The following is a 17,670-nucleotide window of genomic DNA, read 5'->3' as shown; positions in this document are numbered from 1 at the left end:
GCACACGAGGCCCGGGCGCATGATGGGGGCATGACCGCCGTCCTGTCCCGCGCCCAGCGCTACGCCGGTGCCCTGCGCTGGTACTGGCGCGGGATGACCGGCGCGGACGCCTACGAGCGCTACGTCGAGCACCTCGCGCGGACCCACCCGGGCGCGCCGGTGCCGACCGTCAAGCAGTTCTGGCGGGAGAAGTACGACGACATGGAGCGCAATCCCGCGACCCGCTGCTGCTGACGTCGGATCACCTGCTCTGCTCTACACGAAGCGCCACCTCACCCGAACCGGTGGGGTGGCGCTTCGCAGTCGAACTCGGAGGTCGAGCTCAAGGGTCGAGCTCAGGGGTCGAGCTCAGAGGTCCAGGTAGTGCTCGAGCCCAACGGTCAGGCCGGGGTGCGAAGCCACGCCGCGGACGCCCGCGAGCACGCCGGGCATGAAGCTCACGCGGTCGTAGGAGTCGTGCCGGATCGTCAGCCCCTCCCCTTCGGCCCCGAAGAGCACCTCCTGGTGGGCGACGAGCCCGCGCTGGCGCACGGCGTGCACCCGGATGCCGTCGACGTCGGCGCCGCGCGCGCCGCCCGGATCTTGAGTCGTCGCGTCGGGCACGGGCCCCAGGCCGGCCTCGTCGCGAGCGTGCGCGATGAGCCGAGCGGTGCGGGCCGCCGTGCCCGAGGGCGCGTCCACCTTGGCCGGATGATGCAGCTCGATGACCTCGACCGACTCGTAGAAGCGGGCGGCCTGCGCGGCGAAGCTCATCATGAGCAGCGCGCCGATGGCGAAGTTCGGGGCGATGAGCACGCCGAGGTCGCGGGAGCGACTCTCAGACAGCGCGTCGCGCACCTGCGCGAGCCGCTCCTCGTCCCAGCCCGTCGTGCCGACGACGACGCTGACCCCCTGGGCGAGGGCGTGCAACACGTTGGCCAGGGAGGCGTCCGGCACGCTGAACTCGACGGCGACATCGGCGCCGCCCAGATCGCCCAGGTCGTCACCCGCGTCGAAGCGGCCCACGAGCTCCAGGTCGTCGGCGTCGGTCACCGCCTCGCACACGGTCGAGCCCATTCGTCCAGCAGCGCCGATCACGGCTACGCGCACAGTCACACCGCCAACCCTAGAGCCCGCCGGCGAAACCGCCCAGGTCGGTCGCACGGACGGCACTCACGAGAGGGACGACACGCTGAGACGGGCGTCAGAAGTACCTGGGAGCGCCCCGGGAAGAGATCGCGCGGGTCGCTGGTTGTGCCCGTCATCCCCAATGTCGCATCGACCGGAGCTTTGTCATGACCGCTACCACCCCGCCTCCTTCTCGTCGGCGGATTCCGTTGCCGTCCTTCGGGGCCCAGATCCTCTTGGCGCTCGTCCTCGGGCTGGCCCTGGGCTTCCTCGCTCGGGCGGCCCAGCTCGACTGGCTCACCGGCACCCTCGACACCGTCGGGTCGCTCTTCGTGCAGCTGCTCAAGCTCGCCGTGCCGCCCCTGGTCTTCACCGCGATCGTCGCGAGCATCGTCCAGCTGGCGCACCTGAAGAACGCCGCCCGCCTCGCCGCAGCGACGCTCGGCTGGTTCGCCCTGAGCGGGCTCATCGCCGTCGGCATCGGCATCGGCCTCGGCCTGCTGACGAATCCCGGCCAGGGCGTCTCGCTCGACGTCGCCGGCGCCCAGGCCCCGCAGAAGCAGGGCGGCTGGACCGACTTCCTCGTCGGCATCGTCCCGACGAACCCCGTCGAGGCGTTCGTCGAGGGCAACGTGCTGCAGATCGTCTTCCTCGCCGTCGTCGTCGGCTTCGCCGCGATGCGCCTGGGCGCAAAGGCCGAGCCCTTCCTCGCCGTCAACGCCGCCCTCCTGGAGATCACCCAGAAGGCGCTGTGGTGGGTCATCCGCCTCGCGCCGATCGGCACGCTCGGCCTCATCGGCGCCGCCGTCGCGCAGTACGGCTGGGACCTCCTCGCGCCGCTCGCGACCTTCACCATCGACGTCTACGTCGGCTGCGCCATCGTGATGTTCCTCGTCTACCCGCTGCTCCTGTCGGTCTTCGGCCGGCTCAACCCGATGCGCTTCTTCGCCGGCGCGTGGCCGGCGATCCAGCTCGCCTTCGTCTCACGCTCCTCGGTCGGCACGATGCCGCTGACGCAGCGTGTGGCGATCGAGCGCCTCGGGGTGCCGCGCGAGTACGCCTCCTTCGCGATTCCCTTCGGCGCGACGTCGAAGATGGACGGCTGCGCCGCGGTCTACCCGGCCCTCGCCGCGATCTTCGTCGCGCAGATCTTCGGGGTGCCGCTGTCGATCGGTGACTACGTGCTCATCGCCTTCGTCTCGGTCGTGGGATCCGCCGCCACCGCGGGGCTCACCGGCGCGATCGTCATGCTGACGCTCACGCTGAGCACGCTCGGCCTGCCGCTGGCCGGCGCCGGCCTGCTTCTGGCGATCGACCCGATCCTCGACATGATGCGCACCGCGACGAACGTCGCCGGTCAGGCCGCGATGACGACGCTCGTCGCCGCCCGCCAGGGGATCCTCGACCGCGACGTCTACAACGCCCGCCCGGTGGAGCTGACCCAGGAGCCCGACGCCGAGCCCAGCCGCGTCGAGACCCGCGAGCCGGTCGCCGCGCACTGACCGACCCCGCCACGCAGCCGACGATGCCGGCGCAGACCGACCAGGGTCAGCGGCAGAAGCACGGCGATGTTGATGAAGAAGCGGCGATGTTGATGAAAAACTGGAGCACCTCGTTGTAGGTCGCCGCCGACGGCCTGCCGAGGGTGAACGCGGGTCATTGGTCCCTGCCGATCACACCACCCCCCAGTTAGGTTCACGCCAGGGTCCAGGCACCCTGGACCGCCTTCTTCGACATCAACGACGAGCGAGGATGACGAATGGTCGACTCCGACCCAACGATCAGCGCACCTGCCCGAGACGTCACCCGGTTACCCGATCTGGCGTCATCCGCCGGGCGGGTCGCGCCGGTACGAAATCGGATGCCCGTCTACGTCGACCTCTTACCGCCATGTAATGCGGGCTGCCCCGCGGGCGAGAACATCCAGGAGTGGTTGCGGCTCATCAAGGCCGGCGACCCGCAGGCCGCCTGGCGCCAGCTGACCCAGGACAATCCGTTCCCGGCCATCCACGGCCGCGTCTGCTACCACCCGTGCGAGACCGCCTGCAATCGCGCCGGCCTCGACTCCGCGATCTCCATCCACGGGGTCGAGCGCTTCCTGGGCGACACGGCCATCGAGCAGAGCTGGTCGTTCGTCCCGCCCGCGCAGGAGAGCGGCTACCGGGTGCTGATCGTCGGCGCCGGCCCCAGCGGCCTGTCGGCGGCCTATCACCTGCGCCGCCGCGGGCACGACGTCGAGATCCACGACGCCTCCCGGCAACCGGGCGGCATGATGCGCTACGGCATCCCGGAGTATCGGCTGCCGCGCGACGTGCTCGACGCCGAGATCGGCCGGCTGGTCGACCTCGGGGTGCGCATCGTCACCGAGCACAACGTCACCGACCTGCTCGCGGAGCAGCGCGAGGGCGGCTTCGACGCGGTCTTCGTCGCGGTGGGGGCACACCTGTCCAAGCGGGTCGACATCCCCGCGCGCGACGCCGGCAAGGTGGTCGACGCGGTGAGCTTCCTGCGTGATGTCGCCTCGGGCGAGCGCCCGGTGCTGGGCCGCCGGGTCGCGGTCTACGGCGGCGGCAACACGGCGATGGACGCGGCGCGCGTGGCCAAGCGACTGGGCGTGGAAGAGAGCATGGTCGTCTATCGCCGCACCCGCGACCAGATGCCGGCGCACGCCGAGGAGGCCGCCGACGCCGAGCGCGAGGGCATCACGATGAACTGGCTGCGCACGATCACCGACGTCGACGACGACCTGACGGTCGAGATCATGGAGCTCGACGACGACGGCAAGCCGCGCGGCACCGGGCGTTTCGAGAAGCTCGAGGCCGACACGGTCATCCTGGCGTTGGGCCAGGAGGCGGACACGGCCTTCATGCACACGATCCCCGGCCTGCGCTTCGACGGTGACGTCGTGCAGGTCGACACCCGGACGCTGATGACCGACGTCCCGGGCCTGTTCGCCGGCGGCGACGCGGTGCCCTCGGAGCGGACGGTGACGGTGGGTGTCGGGCACGGCAAGAAGGCGGCCCGCACCATCGACGCGTGGCTGCGCTCGGTACCGGTGCCGGAGCGGCCCAAGCACCCGGTCGTGGAGCTCGACGAGCTGCACCTGTGGTACTTCGGCGATCACAAGCGGGGCGCCCAGCCCGAGCTCGACCCGGCCGCCCGCACCGCGGCCTTCGAGGAGGTCGTGGGCGGCTTCGACACCGACGAGGCCACCGCGGAGGCGTGGCGCTGCCTGAGCTGCGGCAACTGCATCGAGTGCGACGGCTGCCTGGGCTCCTGCCCGGAGGACGCCATCATCAAGCTCGGCAAGGGCTTCCGGTACCGCTACGACTACGACAAGTGCACGGGCTGCGGCACGTGCTACGAACAGTGCCCCGTGCACGCGATCGACATGGTCGTCGACGGCCATCCGGATCGACCGTTGACTCCCCCGGGTGCCATCACACCCGGCGGCGGCGCAGGCATCGAGGCCGCCGTCGTGGCCGCCTCCCGCTTCGCGGTGGCCGCCGGCGAGCGGATGGACGTACCGGGCCTGCCCGAGAACCTCGACGAGCCGGTACACCCCGATGCCCCGGCCAACACCTCGCAGACAGGACAGCGCCGATGACCCGGGCGATCATGGACGGCAACGGCGCCGCGGCGTCGGTGGCCTACCGGCTCAACGAGTTGTGCAGCATCTACCCGATCACCCCGAGCTCGACGATGGCAGAGCTGGCCGACGAGTGGGCGGCGCGCGACATGCCCAACGTGTGGGGCACGGTCCCGACGGTCATGGAGATGCAGTCCGAGGGCGGCGCGGCCGGCGCCATGCACGGCGCCCTGCAGGGCGGGGCGTTGAGCACGACGTTCACGGCCAGCCAGGGCCTGCTGCTGATGATCCCGAACATGTACAAGATCGCCGGCGAGCTGACGAGCACCGTCTTCCATGTCGCGGCCCGCACGATCGCCACCCAGGGCCTGTCGATCTTCGGCGACCACCAAGACGTCATGGCGGTGCGCCAGACCGGCTTCGCGCTGCTCGCCTCCGCCTCCGTGCAGGAGGCCCACGACCTGGCCGCCGTCGCCCAACTCGCGAGCCTGTGTTCGCGCGTGCCGTTCCTGCACTTCTTCGACGGCTTCCGCACCAGCCACGAGCTCAACACCCTCGACCTCATCAGCGACGACCAGCTGCGCGAGTACGTGCCGACCCAGCTGCTGCGCGAGCACCGGGCCCGCGCGCTGTCTCCGGAGAACCCGTTCATCCGCGGCACGGCGCAGAACCCGGACACCCACTTCCAGTCTCGCGAGACCGCCAACCGCTTCTACACCGCGGTGCCGGGCATCGTCACGCAGGCGATGGCGCAGTTCGAGGCGCTCACCGGCCGCGGCTACGAGATCGTCAGCTACACCGGCTCCCCGGAGGCGCAGCGGGTCGTCGTCGTCATGGGCTCGGGTGCCGAGGTGGTCGAGGAGACATGTCGTCACCTCGTGGCACAAGGCGAGCAGGTCGGGGTCATCCGGCTGCGCTTGTACCGGCCGTTCCCCACAACCGAGTTTCTCGCCAAGCTGCCTGACACGGCCCGCCAGATCGCGGTGCTGGACCGCACCAAGGAGCCCGGAGCCGGTGGCGAGCCGTTGTTCCTCGACGTCTCCTCGGCGCTGGGTGAGGAGTTCGCCCGCGGCCGCCGCGAGCACGCTCCGGTGATCATCGGCGGCCGCTACGGCATCTCCAGCAAGGACTTCACGCCGGCGCAGGCGGCGGCCGTGTTCGCCGAGTTGGCCGCCGACGACCCGCAGCCGCGGTTCACGGTCGGCATCAACGACGACGTCACGCACCTGTCGCTGGACGTCGGCGACGATCTCAACGTGCTTCCCGAAGGCACCGTCGGCGCGGTCTTCTACGGCCTGGGGTCGGACGGCACGGTCGGGGCGAACAAGAACACGATCAAGATCCTCGGGTCGCGCCCGGAGGCCTACGCGCAGGGCTACTTCGTCTACGACTCCAAGAAGTCGGGCTCGCGCACGGTCTCGCACCTGCGGTTCGGCCCGAGCCCCCTGCACGCCCCGTACCTCATCGGCGCCGCCGACTTCATCGGCTGCCACCACATGTCGATCCTGGAGCGGGTCGACATCCTGGAGTTCGCCAAGCCGGGCACGACGCTGCTCATCAACTGTCCCCGGCCCGCCGACGAAGTGTGGGACGCGCTGCCGCGCCCCCTCCAAGAGAGGATCATCAAGCTCGGCATCAAGCTGTACGCGATCGACGCGACGGCCGTGGCACGCGCCAGCGGGCTGGGCAACCGCACGAACACGGTGCTCCAGACGTGCTTCTTCGCGATCTCCGGGGTGATGCCGCAGGAGGCTGCCATCGCCGCCGTCAAAGAGGCGATCACCAAGACCTACGCACGCAAGAGCGCCCAGATCGTGGAGCGCAACCACACGGCGGTCGACCACGCGGTCGAACACCTGCACCGCATCGAAACCCCGGATCAGGTCAGCTCGGGGCACGACCTCATCCCGCCGGTGCCGGCGGACGCGCCGGAGTTCGTGCGCACCGTGACCGCGGAAATGCTCGCGGGCCGCGGCGACGACCTGCCGGTCAGCGCGCTGCCGGTCGACGGCACGTACCCCAGCGGCACGACGGCGTACGAGAAGCGCAACATCTCCGAGATCGTCGCGGTGTGGGACAAGGACGCGTGCATCCAGTGCGGCAACTGCGCGATGGTCTGCCCGCACGGTGTGATCCGCAGCAAGCGCTACCGCACCAAGCATCTGGAGGGGTCGCCGGAGTCGTTCGACGAGGCGCCGCTGAACGCGGCGGGCATCCCCAACGAGCACTTCACCCTGCAGGTGTACGCCGAGGACTGCACCGGCTGCGGGCTGTGTGTGGAGGCCTGCCCGGTCAAGCCGCTGGGCATGCCGAACCGCCGGGCGATCAACCTGGAGACGGTGCGCGACCGCGAGCCGACCCGCAACAACGTCGCGTTCTTCGAGACGATCCCGGTGAACACGCGGGCCAAGGTCGACTTCGGCACGGTCCGCGGCATCCAGTACCTGGAGCCGCTGTTCGAGTTCTCCGGCGCCTGCTCCGGCTGCGGTGAGACGCCCTACGTCAAGCTGCTCACGCAACTGTTCGGCGACCGGGCGATGGTCGCCAACGCGACCGGCTGCAGCTCGATCTACGGCGGCAACCTGCCGACGACGCCGTGGACCACCAACGCGCAGGGTCGCGGGCCGGCGTGGAGCAACAGCCTTTTCGAGGACAACGCCGAGTTCGGCCTCGGCATGCGCCTGGCGGCGGACCTGCAGACCGACCTGGCTCGGCAGCGTCTGCTGGCGTTGCGAGACGACCTCGACGCGGAACTGGTCGACGAGATCCTCGCCGCGCCGCAAGCGCACGAGTCGCAGGTGCTCGCGCAGCAGGCGCGGGTGGGCCGGCTCGGCGAGTTGCTGGCCGGCCGCGAGGGTCCAGAGTACGACGACCTGCGCAGCGTCGCCGATCACCTCGTGCGCCGCAGCGTGTGGATCGTCGGCGGTGACGGGTGGGCCTACGACATCGGGTCCGGCGGCTTGGACCACGTGCTGGCCACGGGGCGCAACGTCAACGTGCTGGTCATGGACACCGAGGTGTACTCCAACACCGGCGGCCAGTCGAGCAAGTCGACGCCGCTCGGCGCGGTGGCCAAGTTCGCCGCGGCCGGCAAGACGACGAACAAGAAGGACCTGGCGCTGCAGGCCACCGCGTACGGGCACGTGTACGTGGCGCGGGTGGCCATGGGGGCCGATGCGCAGCAGACGCTGACGGCGTTCCGCGAGGCGGAGGCCTACGACGGGCCGAGCCTCATCATCGCCTACAGCCACTGCATCGCCCACGGCATCGACATGCGCAAGGGCATGGAGCAGCAGTACAAGGCCGTCAACAGCGGGCACTGGCCGCTCATGCGGTACAACCCGGTGATCCGCGCCGTCGGCGGTAACCCGTTCTTGCTGGACAGCCCGCGACCGCGGCTGACGCTGCGCGACTACCACGATGGCGAGCTGCGGTTCCGCATGCTCAACGTCTCGGATCCGGCGGAGGCGGAGCGGCTGCTGGAGTTGGCCCAGGCGCAGGTCGACCGGCGCTGGCAGGAGTACGAAGATCTGGCCTCGCGTGGGGCGCGCGAGTTTGCAGCCGACGGCCGAAGGGAGCAATGACATGGACCTGAGCACCCAGTATCTCGGGCTGACCCTGCGTAATCCGGTGGTGGCCTCGGCGGGCCCGCTGCAGCAGAACCTCGACGGCGTGCGCGCGCTGGCTGACGGCGGAGTGGGCGCCATCGTGCTCTACTCGCTCTTCGAGGAGCAGCTGCGGCACGAGGCGGCCAAGGACGCGCTCCTCGAGGAGCTGGGGTCGGAGTCGTTCGCCGAGTCGCTGTCGTACTTCCCGACGCCCAGCGCGAGCGCCAGCGGACTGAGCTACCGCTACCTGAACCTGCTGGAGCGTTCGGTCAGCGCGGTCGATGTGCCGATCATCGCGAGCCTCAACGGGTCGAACGCGGGCGGCTGGACGGACTTCGCGCGGCGCATGCAGGACGCGGGCGCCTACGCGATCGAGCTGAACATCTACCTCGTGCCGGGCGACGTGACGACTAGCGGCCGCGAGGTCGAGGAGCGGCACATCGAGATCCTCACCGCGGTCAAAGACGTCGTCTCGATCCCGGTGGCGGTCAAGATGTCGCCCTACCTCAGCTCGATCGGGCAGCTGGCGGTCTGCCTCGACGAGGCGGGCGCCGACGGGCTCGTGTTGTTCAACCGCTTCCTCCAGCCGGAGGTCGATGTGGAGGCCGTGGAGACCTCCTCCGGGGTGTACCTGTCGACACCCAACGACGGCCGGCTGCCGCGCACCTGGATCGCGGCGCTGCGCGGGCGGGTGCAGGCAAGCCTGGCCGGCACCAGCGGCGTGGAGACGTGGGAGGACGTGGTGCGCTACCTGCTGGCCGGCGCCGATGTCGCGATGACCACGTCGTCGCTGCTGCGCCACGGCCCCGACCACACCCGCGCGCTGCTCAACGGTCTGGAGACGTGGCTGGCCCGCAAGAACTTCGCTTCTCTGGACGCCGCACGCGGCCTGCTCGCGGTGCCCACCGATGTCGACGCCAATGCCTACGAGCGCGCCGGCTACGTTTCCGCCCTGGAGAAGGCCAAGAACGTCTACGGCCGCCTCTAGCTCGCGCCCTTCCCGAATGGCGCACCCCTTTCCCGAGAGTCCTACTTTCCGGCCAGAGCCATAGAAGGAACTCTGAAGTTCGCCGGAAGGTATGACCTTCGGCGATGTGGTGGGGGTGGTGCTACGCCGGGGTGGGATGGCGCGCCGGGGCGGCGGCCGCTGGCTGCGACGCCCCGGTGCGGCAGGCAGTGACGAGCACGTCGTCCAGAAGGCGGGCGGCGACGTCGACGTGTTCGTGTGTCACCGTGACTCCGGTCAGTGCCTGGCGCCAGCCCTCGACGCGCTGCCAGTCGGGCCAGCGCATCGGCCGCGGGGAGAGCAGGTACATGTCGGCGCCGCCGGCGGCTCCCTCGATGTGCTCGACCGGTTCGATGCGGCCGGCGGAGCGAAGCGGGTAGTAGCTGTACCCGAGATCGGTCATCGCCGCGTCGAGCTCACCGCCCCGGCTGCGGGCCGGCAGGACTTCGAGCAGGATCCAGGGGCGGTGGCGTTCGATGGTGGTGCGGGCGCCGCGCAGCACGGCGGCCTCGGTCGACTCGGTGTCGATCTTGATGACCGCCGGGGCGATCCGGCGCTTGGCCACGAATGCGTCCACCGTGGTGCCGGGGACCACGACCTCCTGCACGTGACGCCGGAACGTCGGGTTGAGCGAGTTCGACGCGTCCGAGGTGTCGGAGATGTAGAGCGTGGCCGGCCCGACCCCGTCGCCGACGGCGACCTCGTGGACGTGCAGCCGCAGGTCGCTGACCGCGGCCGATCGGCGCGCGGCGGCCGCCACCAGCGGGGTGGGCTCGAAGGAGTGCACCTCCCGGCCGCCGTGCGCACAGGCGAGCAGCCCGTACAGCCCGACGTTGCCGCCGATGTCGAGCACCGCGCCCGGGCCTGCCGCCTCCAGGACGGCCAAAAACGTCTCGAGCGCGAAGGGTTCGTAGCCGACGAGCCCGCGCTTGATGAGCGCCTTGGGGATGAACAGCTCATCGGGCGCCTCGATGACGACCGGCGCCAACGCGGGCCGCAACCCGACGGGCGCCTGCTGGGTCAGCGCGACGCGACGCAGCTCCACCTTGCTCCCCAGGCGCTGTTCCGTGAGCGTCCGCAGCCTGCTCCGGTACCGAATCGGTAGCGCGCGAAACGTCCGGCGACCCGAGGCCACCGCCATCCCCCTGAGGCGGTTCACGTTCATCCCGGTCACGCTACCCGCCGCCACCGCCCCACAGGTTGACTCGCGCCGCGGCCTAGCTGCTACCAGAGCATGGCGATCGGCGAGGCCCGCAGAGCCCTCGGCCGTTTTGGGTTTGTGGCGAACTAATGACATGCCCCCCGACGGCGAGCGACCCCTTTCGCTGCGCCGCAGGTCAGAGACCCGACGGAAACGCCACCGGGCCGACCATGTAATTAGTTCACCACAAACACATTTTGCCGCGGGCGCCCGACGGGCCCCAGACGCCAAACGAGGCGGGCCTGCACCCCGAATGGGATGCAGGCCCGCCTTCGCGCTGGATCAGCTAGTGACTCAGGCGTCTTCGCTGGTCGCCAGGGCGGCCTGGTCGTCGCCGTGAGCCTGCACGAGCGCGTCGGACTCGGGGGTCTCGGTGCCGGTCTCGGCGCCCGACTCCTCGCCACCGCCGCGACGCCCGCCGCGGCGACGGTTGCGGCCGCGCGAACGCTCGCCGCGACCCTCCCGCTCTTCGCCGCTGTCGCTACGGTCGCCACCACGCTCACCACCGCGCTCACCACCGCGCTCACCACGGTCGCTGCGCTCGGCGCGCGGCGCCCGCTCGGCGGGAGCCTCGGCCTCGGGCTCGGCCGAGGCGCCGGACTCGCCCTCGGGCAGCACGGCGGCCAGGCTCAGCTTGCCGCGCGGGTCGATCTCCTTGAGCTCGACCTGCACCTTCTGGCCGATCTTGAGCACGTCGTCGACGGAGTCGATGCGCTTGCCGCCGACGAGCTTGCGCACCTCGGAGATGTGCAGCAGGCCGTCCTTGCCGGGCAGCAGCGACACGAACGCGCCGAACGTCGTCGTCTTGACGACGGTGCCGAGGAAGCGCTCGCCGACCTCCGGCATCGTCGGGTTGGCGATCGCGTTGATCTGCGCACGGGCGGCCTCGGCCGAGGGTCCGTCGGTCGCGCCGATGTAGACGGTGCCGTCGTCCTCGATCGAGATGTCGGCGCCGGTCTCCTCCTGGATCTGGTTGATCATCTTGCCCTTCGGGCCGATGACCTCACCGATCTTGTCGACGGGCACCTGCACGCTGATGACGCGCGGGGCGTAGACCGACATCTCGTCGGGGGCGTCGATCGCCTCGTTCATGACGTCGAGGATGTGCAGCCGCGCGTCGCGCGCCTGCGTCAGCGCGCCGGCCAGCACAGTGGCCGGGATGCCGTCGAGCTTGGTGTCGAGCTGGATGGCGGTGACGAACTCGCGGGTGCCGGCGACCTTGAAGTCCATGTCACCGAACGCGTCCTCGGCGCCGAGGATGTCGGTCAGCGCCGCATACTGCGTCTGACCATCGATGTCGGCGGACACCAGGCCCATCGCGATGCCCGCGACCGGGGCGCGCAGCGGCACACCGGCGTTGAGCAGCGACAGGGTCGAGGCACACACCGAACCCATGGAGGTCGACCCGTTGGAACCGAGCGCCTCGGAGACCTGCCGGATGGCGTAGGGGAACTCCTCGCGGGTCGGCAGCACCGGCATGAGCGCCCGCTCGGCGAGCGCGCCGTGGCCGATCTCGCGGCGCTTGGGCGAGCCCACGCGGCCGGTCTCACCGGTGGAGTACGGCGGGAAGTTGTAGTTGTGCATGTAGCGCTTGCGCGTCACCGGAGACAGCGTGTCGAGCTGCTGCTCCATGCGCAGCATGTTCAGCGTGGTGACGCCCATGATCTGGGTCTCGCCGCGCTCGAAGATCGCCGAACCGTGCACCCGCGGGAGCACCTCGACCTCGGCACCCAGAGCCCGGATGTCGGCCAGGCCGCGGCCGTCGATACGCACCTTGTCGGTGAGGATGCGCTCGCGCACCAGTTGCTTCTGCACCGAGCGGTAGGCCGCGGAGATCTCCTTCTCGCGACCCTCGAAGGGCTTGCCTTCGCCGGCCAGGTCGGCCTTCAGCTCGTCCTTGAAGGCGTCGAGTGCGTCCTCGCGCTCGGCCTTGCCGGCGATCGAGAGCAGCTCGCGCAGTTTGCCGGTCGCGGCGTCCGAGACGGCGGCCAGCGCGTCGTCCTGGTAGTCCAGGAACAGCGGGAACTCCTGCACGGGCTTGGCGGCCGTGGCCGCGAGCTCGGCCTGCGCCTTGCACAGGGCCGCGATGAACTTCTTGGAGGCCTCGAGGCCCTGGGCCACGACGTCCTCGGTGGGGGCGTCCTTGCCCTGGTTTTTGACCAGGTCCCAGGTGGAGTCGGTGGACTCGGCCTCGACCATCATGATCGCGACGTCTTCGCTGCCGTCGGCGGCGGTGACCACGCGGCCGGCGACGACCATGTCGAACACCGAGCGCTCGATGTCGGAGAAGTTCGGGAAGGCGACCCACTGGCCGTCGATGAGGCTGACGCGAACGCCGCCGATCGGGCCGGAGAACGGCAGGCCGGAAATTTGGGTCGAGGCGCTCGCGGCGTTGATGGCGAGCACGTCGTACTGGTGGTCGGGGTTGAGGCTCAGGACCGTGATGACGACCTGAACCTCGTTGCGCAGGCCTTTGGTGAAGGTCGGGCGCAGGGGCCGGTCGATGAGCCGGCAGGTGAGGATCGCGTCCGTGCTCGGACGGCCCTCGCGACGGAAGAAGCTGCCGGGGATCTTGCCCGCGGCGTACATGCGCTCCTCGACGTCGACGGTCAGGGGGAAGAAGTCGAAGCCCTCGCGCGGGTGCTTGCCGGCGGTCGTCGTCGACAGCAGTGCGGTGTCGTCATCCAGGTAGGCCATGACGGCGCCACCCGCCTGCTTGGCCAGGCGCCCGGTCTCGAACCGGACCGTGCGGGTGCCGAAGCGACCGTTGTCGATGACGGCTTCGGCGACGGTGATGTCTGGACCCTCCATGGGTCCTCCTTTTCTCTCAAACTCAGCTACGCACATCGTCGTTGTGCACGTGCCTTTCCTTCGTGGTGTCGAGGCGCGCTGGCCCCGACGCCCGGGCTCAACCCCGGGCTCCCTCCCCCGGCGCGTGGCGCGAGGGGCGGAAAACTGTGTCGTGACATGCGCGGAGGGCGGTTCCCTTCGCGGGAACCGCCCTCGCATGCGGTGTCGTGATCAGCGACGCAGACCCAGTCGCTTGATGAGCGAACGGTAGCGCTCGATGTCCGTCGTCTCCAGGTAGCGCAGGAGGCGCTTGCGCTGGCCGACGAGCAGCAGCAGCCCGCGGCGGCTGTGGTGGTCGTGCTTGTGCTCCCGAGCGTGCTCGGTGAGGTCCTTGATCCGCTGCGTCAGCAGCGCGACCTGCACCTCGGGCGAGCCGGTGTCGCCCTCTGCGGTGGCGTACTCGGACATGATCTTCTGCTTGGTCTGGGCATCCAGGGGCACGGGGCAGACACTCCTTCTAGGGGTTCTCGTTGCGCGGTGCTCCGGGGGCGACTCCCCCAGGCGCTCTCAATCCGCGGCCGGAACACGGCAATCAGCAAGGCTACCAGCGGGTGCCACGGCAGCCCTAATCGGCAGGATCGGCGCCCAACTGGGAGCGTGCCGGGAGGTCGTTGTGAGGGGTCTTTCAGGCCCGCCCCGTAGCGTGGTGACATGTCACCTCGAACGACGACCTCGCTGCGCACGCCCCGAGCCCTGATCGCCGTCGCCGCTCTCGGTGCCCTGGGCGCCGTCGCCGGTTGCGCCGACGGCGGCACCGGTGGCGAGGCAGCGCCCGGCACCCCCGGCGCGGCGGCCCCGGCGACCCCGGCGACCCCCGGCCAGACGGACCAGCCCCGCTCCGGTCCCGCCGACCCGGACGACCCGTTCGTGATCGAGGAGGTCGCGAGCATCTCCGAGCCGTGGGCCATGACGTTCTTGCCCGACGGCACCGCGCTCATCACCCAACGCAGCGGCACTCTGGCGCATTTCGACCCCGCGACCGGTCAGAACAGCACCGTGACCGGCACCCCGCAGGTGGTGCACGCCGGGCAGGGCGGGCTGGGGGACGTGGTGCTGGCTCCCGACTTCGAGCAGAGCCGGCACGTCTACCTGAGCTGGGCCGAGTCCGGAGACGGTGGCAGCGGGGCCGCGGTCGGGCGCGCCACCCTGGCCGCCGACAGCTCGGCGCTCGAGGGCCTGGAGGTGATCTGGCGCCAGGAGCCGAAGGACAGCGGCAACGGCCACTACGGGCACCGCATGGCGTTCAGCCCCGACGGCCAGCACCTGTTCGTGACCTCCGGTGACCGGCAGAAGCTCGACCCGGCCCAAGACCTGGGCAACACCCTCGGCACGATCGTGCGGCTCAACCCCGACGGCAGCCCCGCACAGGGCAATCCGTTCGCCGACCGCGGCGGGGTCAGCGCGCAGATCTGGAGCTACGGGCACCGCAACCCCCTCGGCATCGCCTTCGACCCCGACGGCAACCTGTGGTCCACCGAGATGGGACCGCGCGGCGGCGACGAACTCAACCTCATCACCCAGGGCCAGAACTACGGCTGGCCGAGCGCCTCCCAGGGCCGGCACTACTCCGGTCAGGACATCCCCGACCACGCCGACGGCGACGGCTTTACCCCACCGGCCGCCTACTGGGTGCCGGCCATCTCCCCCGGCAACCTGCTCATCTACACCGGCGAGCAGTTCGCCGACTGGCAGGGCGACGCGCTCATCGGAGGCCTGTCGGGCCAGTCGATCTCGCGGGTGCAGCTCGAGGGCACGCAGGCCACCAAAGCCAACGAGTGGGACATGGGTCAGCGCATCCGCGAGCTCGAGCAAGGCCCCGACGGTGCCATCTGGGCACTCACCGACGGCAACAACGGCCAAATCCTCAAGCTGACCCCCAAGGCCTGAGCGGGGTTCAGCTGCCAGATCGATGGCGCGGGAGCCGAGGCCCGAGGGCCTCCGGTGAGGGCTGGTTGATCCACGCGGCCCTTGGCGGCTTCGGTGCCTGGGGCGGGCGGTTGCCGAGCTGTTCGGGGTGGGCTGCCGGCCTGCGACCCGCCTCAACGCGGGCCCGTGCGCCCTGGGCCGCTTGGCCCGGTTGTGACTGCCTCGGGCACGGCCCAGCAGCTCGCACGCCTGCTTGATGCTCGTGTGCCCAGCCAACTCCTCGACAGCGGGGCTGATCACAGCTGCGGCTTCGGCGTGCCCGTGCTCTCGGAGAGCGTCTCCCCAAAGGCGCGTGTGCTTTCCAACAATGTCCAACGGGGCCACGACTCATTGATCCGAAGGTGATCGCCGGAGCCATAGTGTGCATATTTGCACAGCACATCTGCCTCTTTGCCAGTTGCTATGTGCATGTTCGCAGAGAGAGGCTGGTGACAGGCCAGCGAGCCTAGGCCCGACTCGCACAGTCTCGACCACTGCTACAAGTACATGGAGGTATCACGGTGTTGCATGACGGAACCTCGGCCCCGACCCGAGAGAAGGATCACCCGACGAATGATCCCCGCAAGCGAGTCGATGAGCTGCTCGCCACTTATGGCGTCCCAGACGCATGTCTGGGCGAGCTCCTGTGCGACACCCACCCCGCCGACGCGGTTGCCTTCACCGTGGTCGAGGCGGACCTGTCGACCCACGAATTGAGCTACGGCGACCTCCAGGAGCGCTCCCGGCGGTTCGCGGTCGCACTGGCCGAGCTTGGCATCGGGCCCGGCGACCGCGTAGCAACCCTGATGGGCAAATCCGGCGACCTGGTGGCTACCCTTCTCGGGATCTGGCGTCGGGGTGCCGTTCACGTTCCGCTGTTCACCGCCTTCGCGCCGCCGGCGATCGCGTCCCGACTCCACAACAGTGGGGCCAAGCTCGTTGTGGTCGACGCCGACCAAGCGGTGAAGCTACAGCCTGGAGTCGACATGCCCGCCGAACCGTTCTGGCAGACCATCGTCGTCGGCCCTGGCGCCCAGAAGGCAGAGCTCACCTTCTCGGAACTGCTTGCCCGGCACCGCTCGGACGACCCGCGCGCCAAAGCTCTCAGCGTCGGCGGCGACGCCGAGTTCGTCCGCTTGTTCACCTCTGGGACCACGGGAACCCCGAAGGGCGTCTCGATCCCAGTTCGAGCCATCGCCTCCTTCCGGACCTACCTTGAGTACGGAATCGGCCTCGAGCCGGACGACGTGTACTGGAATGCGGCAGACCCGGGATGGGCCTATGGGCTCTACTACGGCATCATCGCGCCACTCGCCGCCGGGCGTCCGAACATCCTGCTGCACGCCGGCTTCTCCGCCGAGCTCACCTATCGGATGCTGGCCACCTTCAGGGTCACCAACTTCACCACGGCCCCGACCGTGTACCGGGTGATGCGCAGCGAGCCCGAGGCGGCGCCCTCCGATCTGGTGCTACGGCGGTGCTCATCCGCGGGCGAGCCGCTCAACCCGGACTTGGTGGCCTGGGCCCAGAACACCCTAGGTGCGCCGATCCACGACTGCTACGGACAGACCGAGCTGGGGATGTGTGTGGTCAACGGCTGGCACCCCGACATCGTTGCGCCAGTGCGGCCCGGATCAATGGGGCACCCGATGCCCGGGTGGTCTGTCGAGGTTCTCCGTGACGAGGCAGATGAGATCGCCCCGGCAGGCACCGTCGGTCGGGTTGCAGTCGACGTCCTACACAGCCCGTTGATGTGGTTCACCGGGTACGCCGATAACCCCACCAAGACCGCAGAACGGTTCAGCGACGACGGCCGCTGGTACTACACCGGGGACGCCGGAAGCGCGGATGAGGAGGGCTACCTCCGCTTCTCTTCACGCGATGACGATGTGATCATCATGGCCGGGTACCGAATCGGACCGTTCGATGTCGAAAGCGTGCTCGCCTCACACCCGGACGTGGTGGAAACCGCGGTCGTGGGGGTTCCCGACGACCTTCGCGGAGAAGTGCTCGAGGCCTTCGTCGTGCTCCGTGCCGGCGTCACCGGGTCCGATGCACTGGTCAACGATCTGCAGCAGTTGGTGAAGCAGAAGTTCGCCGCGCACGCCTACCCTCGCACCGTCCACTTCGTCGCCGAGTTGCCGAAGACCGCCAGCGGCAAGATTCAACGGTTCGCGCTTCGCGACCAGCGCCGCGCCGAGGTCGCCACGCCGATGGTCACGACGGCCGTCACCCGGACCGAGCAGTGAGCGCGCCCTCCGGGGCACCGAGCACCTCCCGCCGACGAGGCGATGCGCTGGCGGAGGGTCGAGCCCAGCAGGCTTCGCGGCTCCCCGTTCGTCACGATTCACGTCCTATTGCACCGCTGAGCCCGAAGTGGCAATGCGGTCCGCCCACTACCGTT

At 69.8% G+C, this 17,670-nt stretch carries 11 protein-coding genes; 7 read left to right on the top strand and 4 right to left on the bottom strand.

Annotated elements, in window-relative coordinates; all coding sequences use genetic code 11:
* The first annotated feature begins 30 nt into the window (after positions 1 to 30).
* Positions 31 to 234: a YbdD/YjiX family protein gene (locus KILIM_RS01255; protein WP_040561799.1), complete on the top strand. Its 204-nt coding sequence runs from the start codon at positions 31 to 33 to the stop codon at positions 232 to 234.
* Between the two features lie 114 nt (positions 235 to 348).
* On the opposite strand, the gene dapB is transcribed toward KILIM_RS01255, so the two are convergent.
* Positions 349 to 1,095 (bottom strand): 4-hydroxy-tetrahydrodipicolinate reductase, encoded by a 747-nt coding sequence (gene dapB / locus KILIM_RS01250; RefSeq protein WP_255247582.1) that lies wholly within the window; start codon positions 1,093 to 1,095, stop codon positions 349 to 351.
* A 179-nt stretch (positions 1,096 to 1,274) separates the two neighbouring features.
* On the opposite strand from dapB, the gene KILIM_RS01245 reads away from it, so the two are divergent.
* The 4 genes from KILIM_RS01245 (at position 1,275) to KILIM_RS01230 (ending at position 9,292) form a co-directional block, all read left to right on the top strand.
* Complete coding sequence (locus KILIM_RS01245) at positions 1,275 to 2,609, top strand: dicarboxylate/amino acid:cation symporter (protein ID WP_040561797.1); 1,335 nt, start codon at positions 1,275 to 1,277, stop codon at positions 2,607 to 2,609.
* Positions 2,610 to 2,866: 257 nt separating this feature from the next.
* Complete coding sequence (locus KILIM_RS01240; RefSeq protein WP_006590783.1) at positions 2,867 to 4,714, top strand: NAD(P)-binding protein; 1,848 nt, start codon at positions 2,867 to 2,869, stop codon at positions 4,712 to 4,714.
* Positions 4,711 to 8,280, top strand: a complete 3,570-nt coding sequence (gene nifJ / locus KILIM_RS01235) for a pyruvate:ferredoxin (flavodoxin) oxidoreductase (RefSeq protein ID WP_006590782.1) — start codon at positions 4,711 to 4,713, stop codon at positions 8,278 to 8,280. The genes KILIM_RS01240 and nifJ overlap by 4 nt, the downstream gene beginning before the upstream one ends.
* A 1-nt stretch (position 8,281) precedes the next feature.
* A complete protein-coding gene (locus KILIM_RS01230) occupies positions 8,282 to 9,292 on the top strand; it encodes a dihydroorotate dehydrogenase-like protein (RefSeq protein ID WP_006590781.1) in 1,011 nt (336 codons plus the stop codon).
* Positions 9,293 to 9,413: 121 nt separating this feature from the next.
* Here KILIM_RS01230 and KILIM_RS01225 read toward each other — a convergent pair whose 3' ends face one another.
* From KILIM_RS01225 to rpsO, 3 genes are all read right to left on the bottom strand, one after another.
* Positions 9,414 to 10,355, bottom strand: a complete 942-nt coding sequence (locus KILIM_RS01225) for an FkbM family methyltransferase (protein WP_157551383.1) — start codon at positions 10,353 to 10,355, stop codon at positions 9,414 to 9,416.
* Positions 10,356 to 10,805: 450 nt separating this feature from the next.
* A complete protein-coding gene (locus tag KILIM_RS01220) occupies positions 10,806 to 13,322 on the bottom strand; it encodes a polyribonucleotide nucleotidyltransferase (protein WP_006590779.1) in 2,517 nt (838 codons plus the stop codon).
* Positions 13,323 to 13,532: 210 nt separating this feature from the next.
* Positions 13,533 to 13,802 carry a 30S ribosomal protein S15 gene (rpsO, locus tag KILIM_RS01215; protein WP_006590778.1) on the bottom strand — a complete coding sequence of 90 codons (270 nt, stop codon included), beginning with the start codon at positions 13,800 to 13,802 and terminating at the stop codon, positions 13,533 to 13,535.
* 210 nt (positions 13,803 to 14,012) lie between these two features.
* Between rpsO and KILIM_RS01210 the strand changes: the two genes are divergently transcribed.
* On the top strand, positions 14,013 to 15,248 hold the full coding sequence (locus KILIM_RS01210) for a PQQ-dependent sugar dehydrogenase (protein WP_006590777.1): 1,236 nt from the start codon (positions 14,013 to 14,015) through the stop codon (positions 15,246 to 15,248).
* Positions 15,249 to 15,787: 539 nt separating this feature from the next.
* Positions 15,788 to 17,515 (top strand): AMP-binding protein, encoded by a 1,728-nt coding sequence (locus KILIM_RS01205; protein ID WP_006590776.1) that lies wholly within the window; start codon positions 15,788 to 15,790, stop codon positions 17,513 to 17,515.
* The last annotated feature ends 155 nt before the right edge of the window (positions 17,516 to 17,670 follow it).

The sequence above is a fragment of the Kineosphaera limosa NBRC 100340 genome (assembly GCF_000298215.1).
Lineage (GTDB): Bacteria > Actinomycetota > Actinomycetes > Actinomycetales > Dermatophilaceae > Kineosphaera > Kineosphaera limosa.
This window is presented reverse-complemented; position numbering and strand designations above follow the sequence as displayed.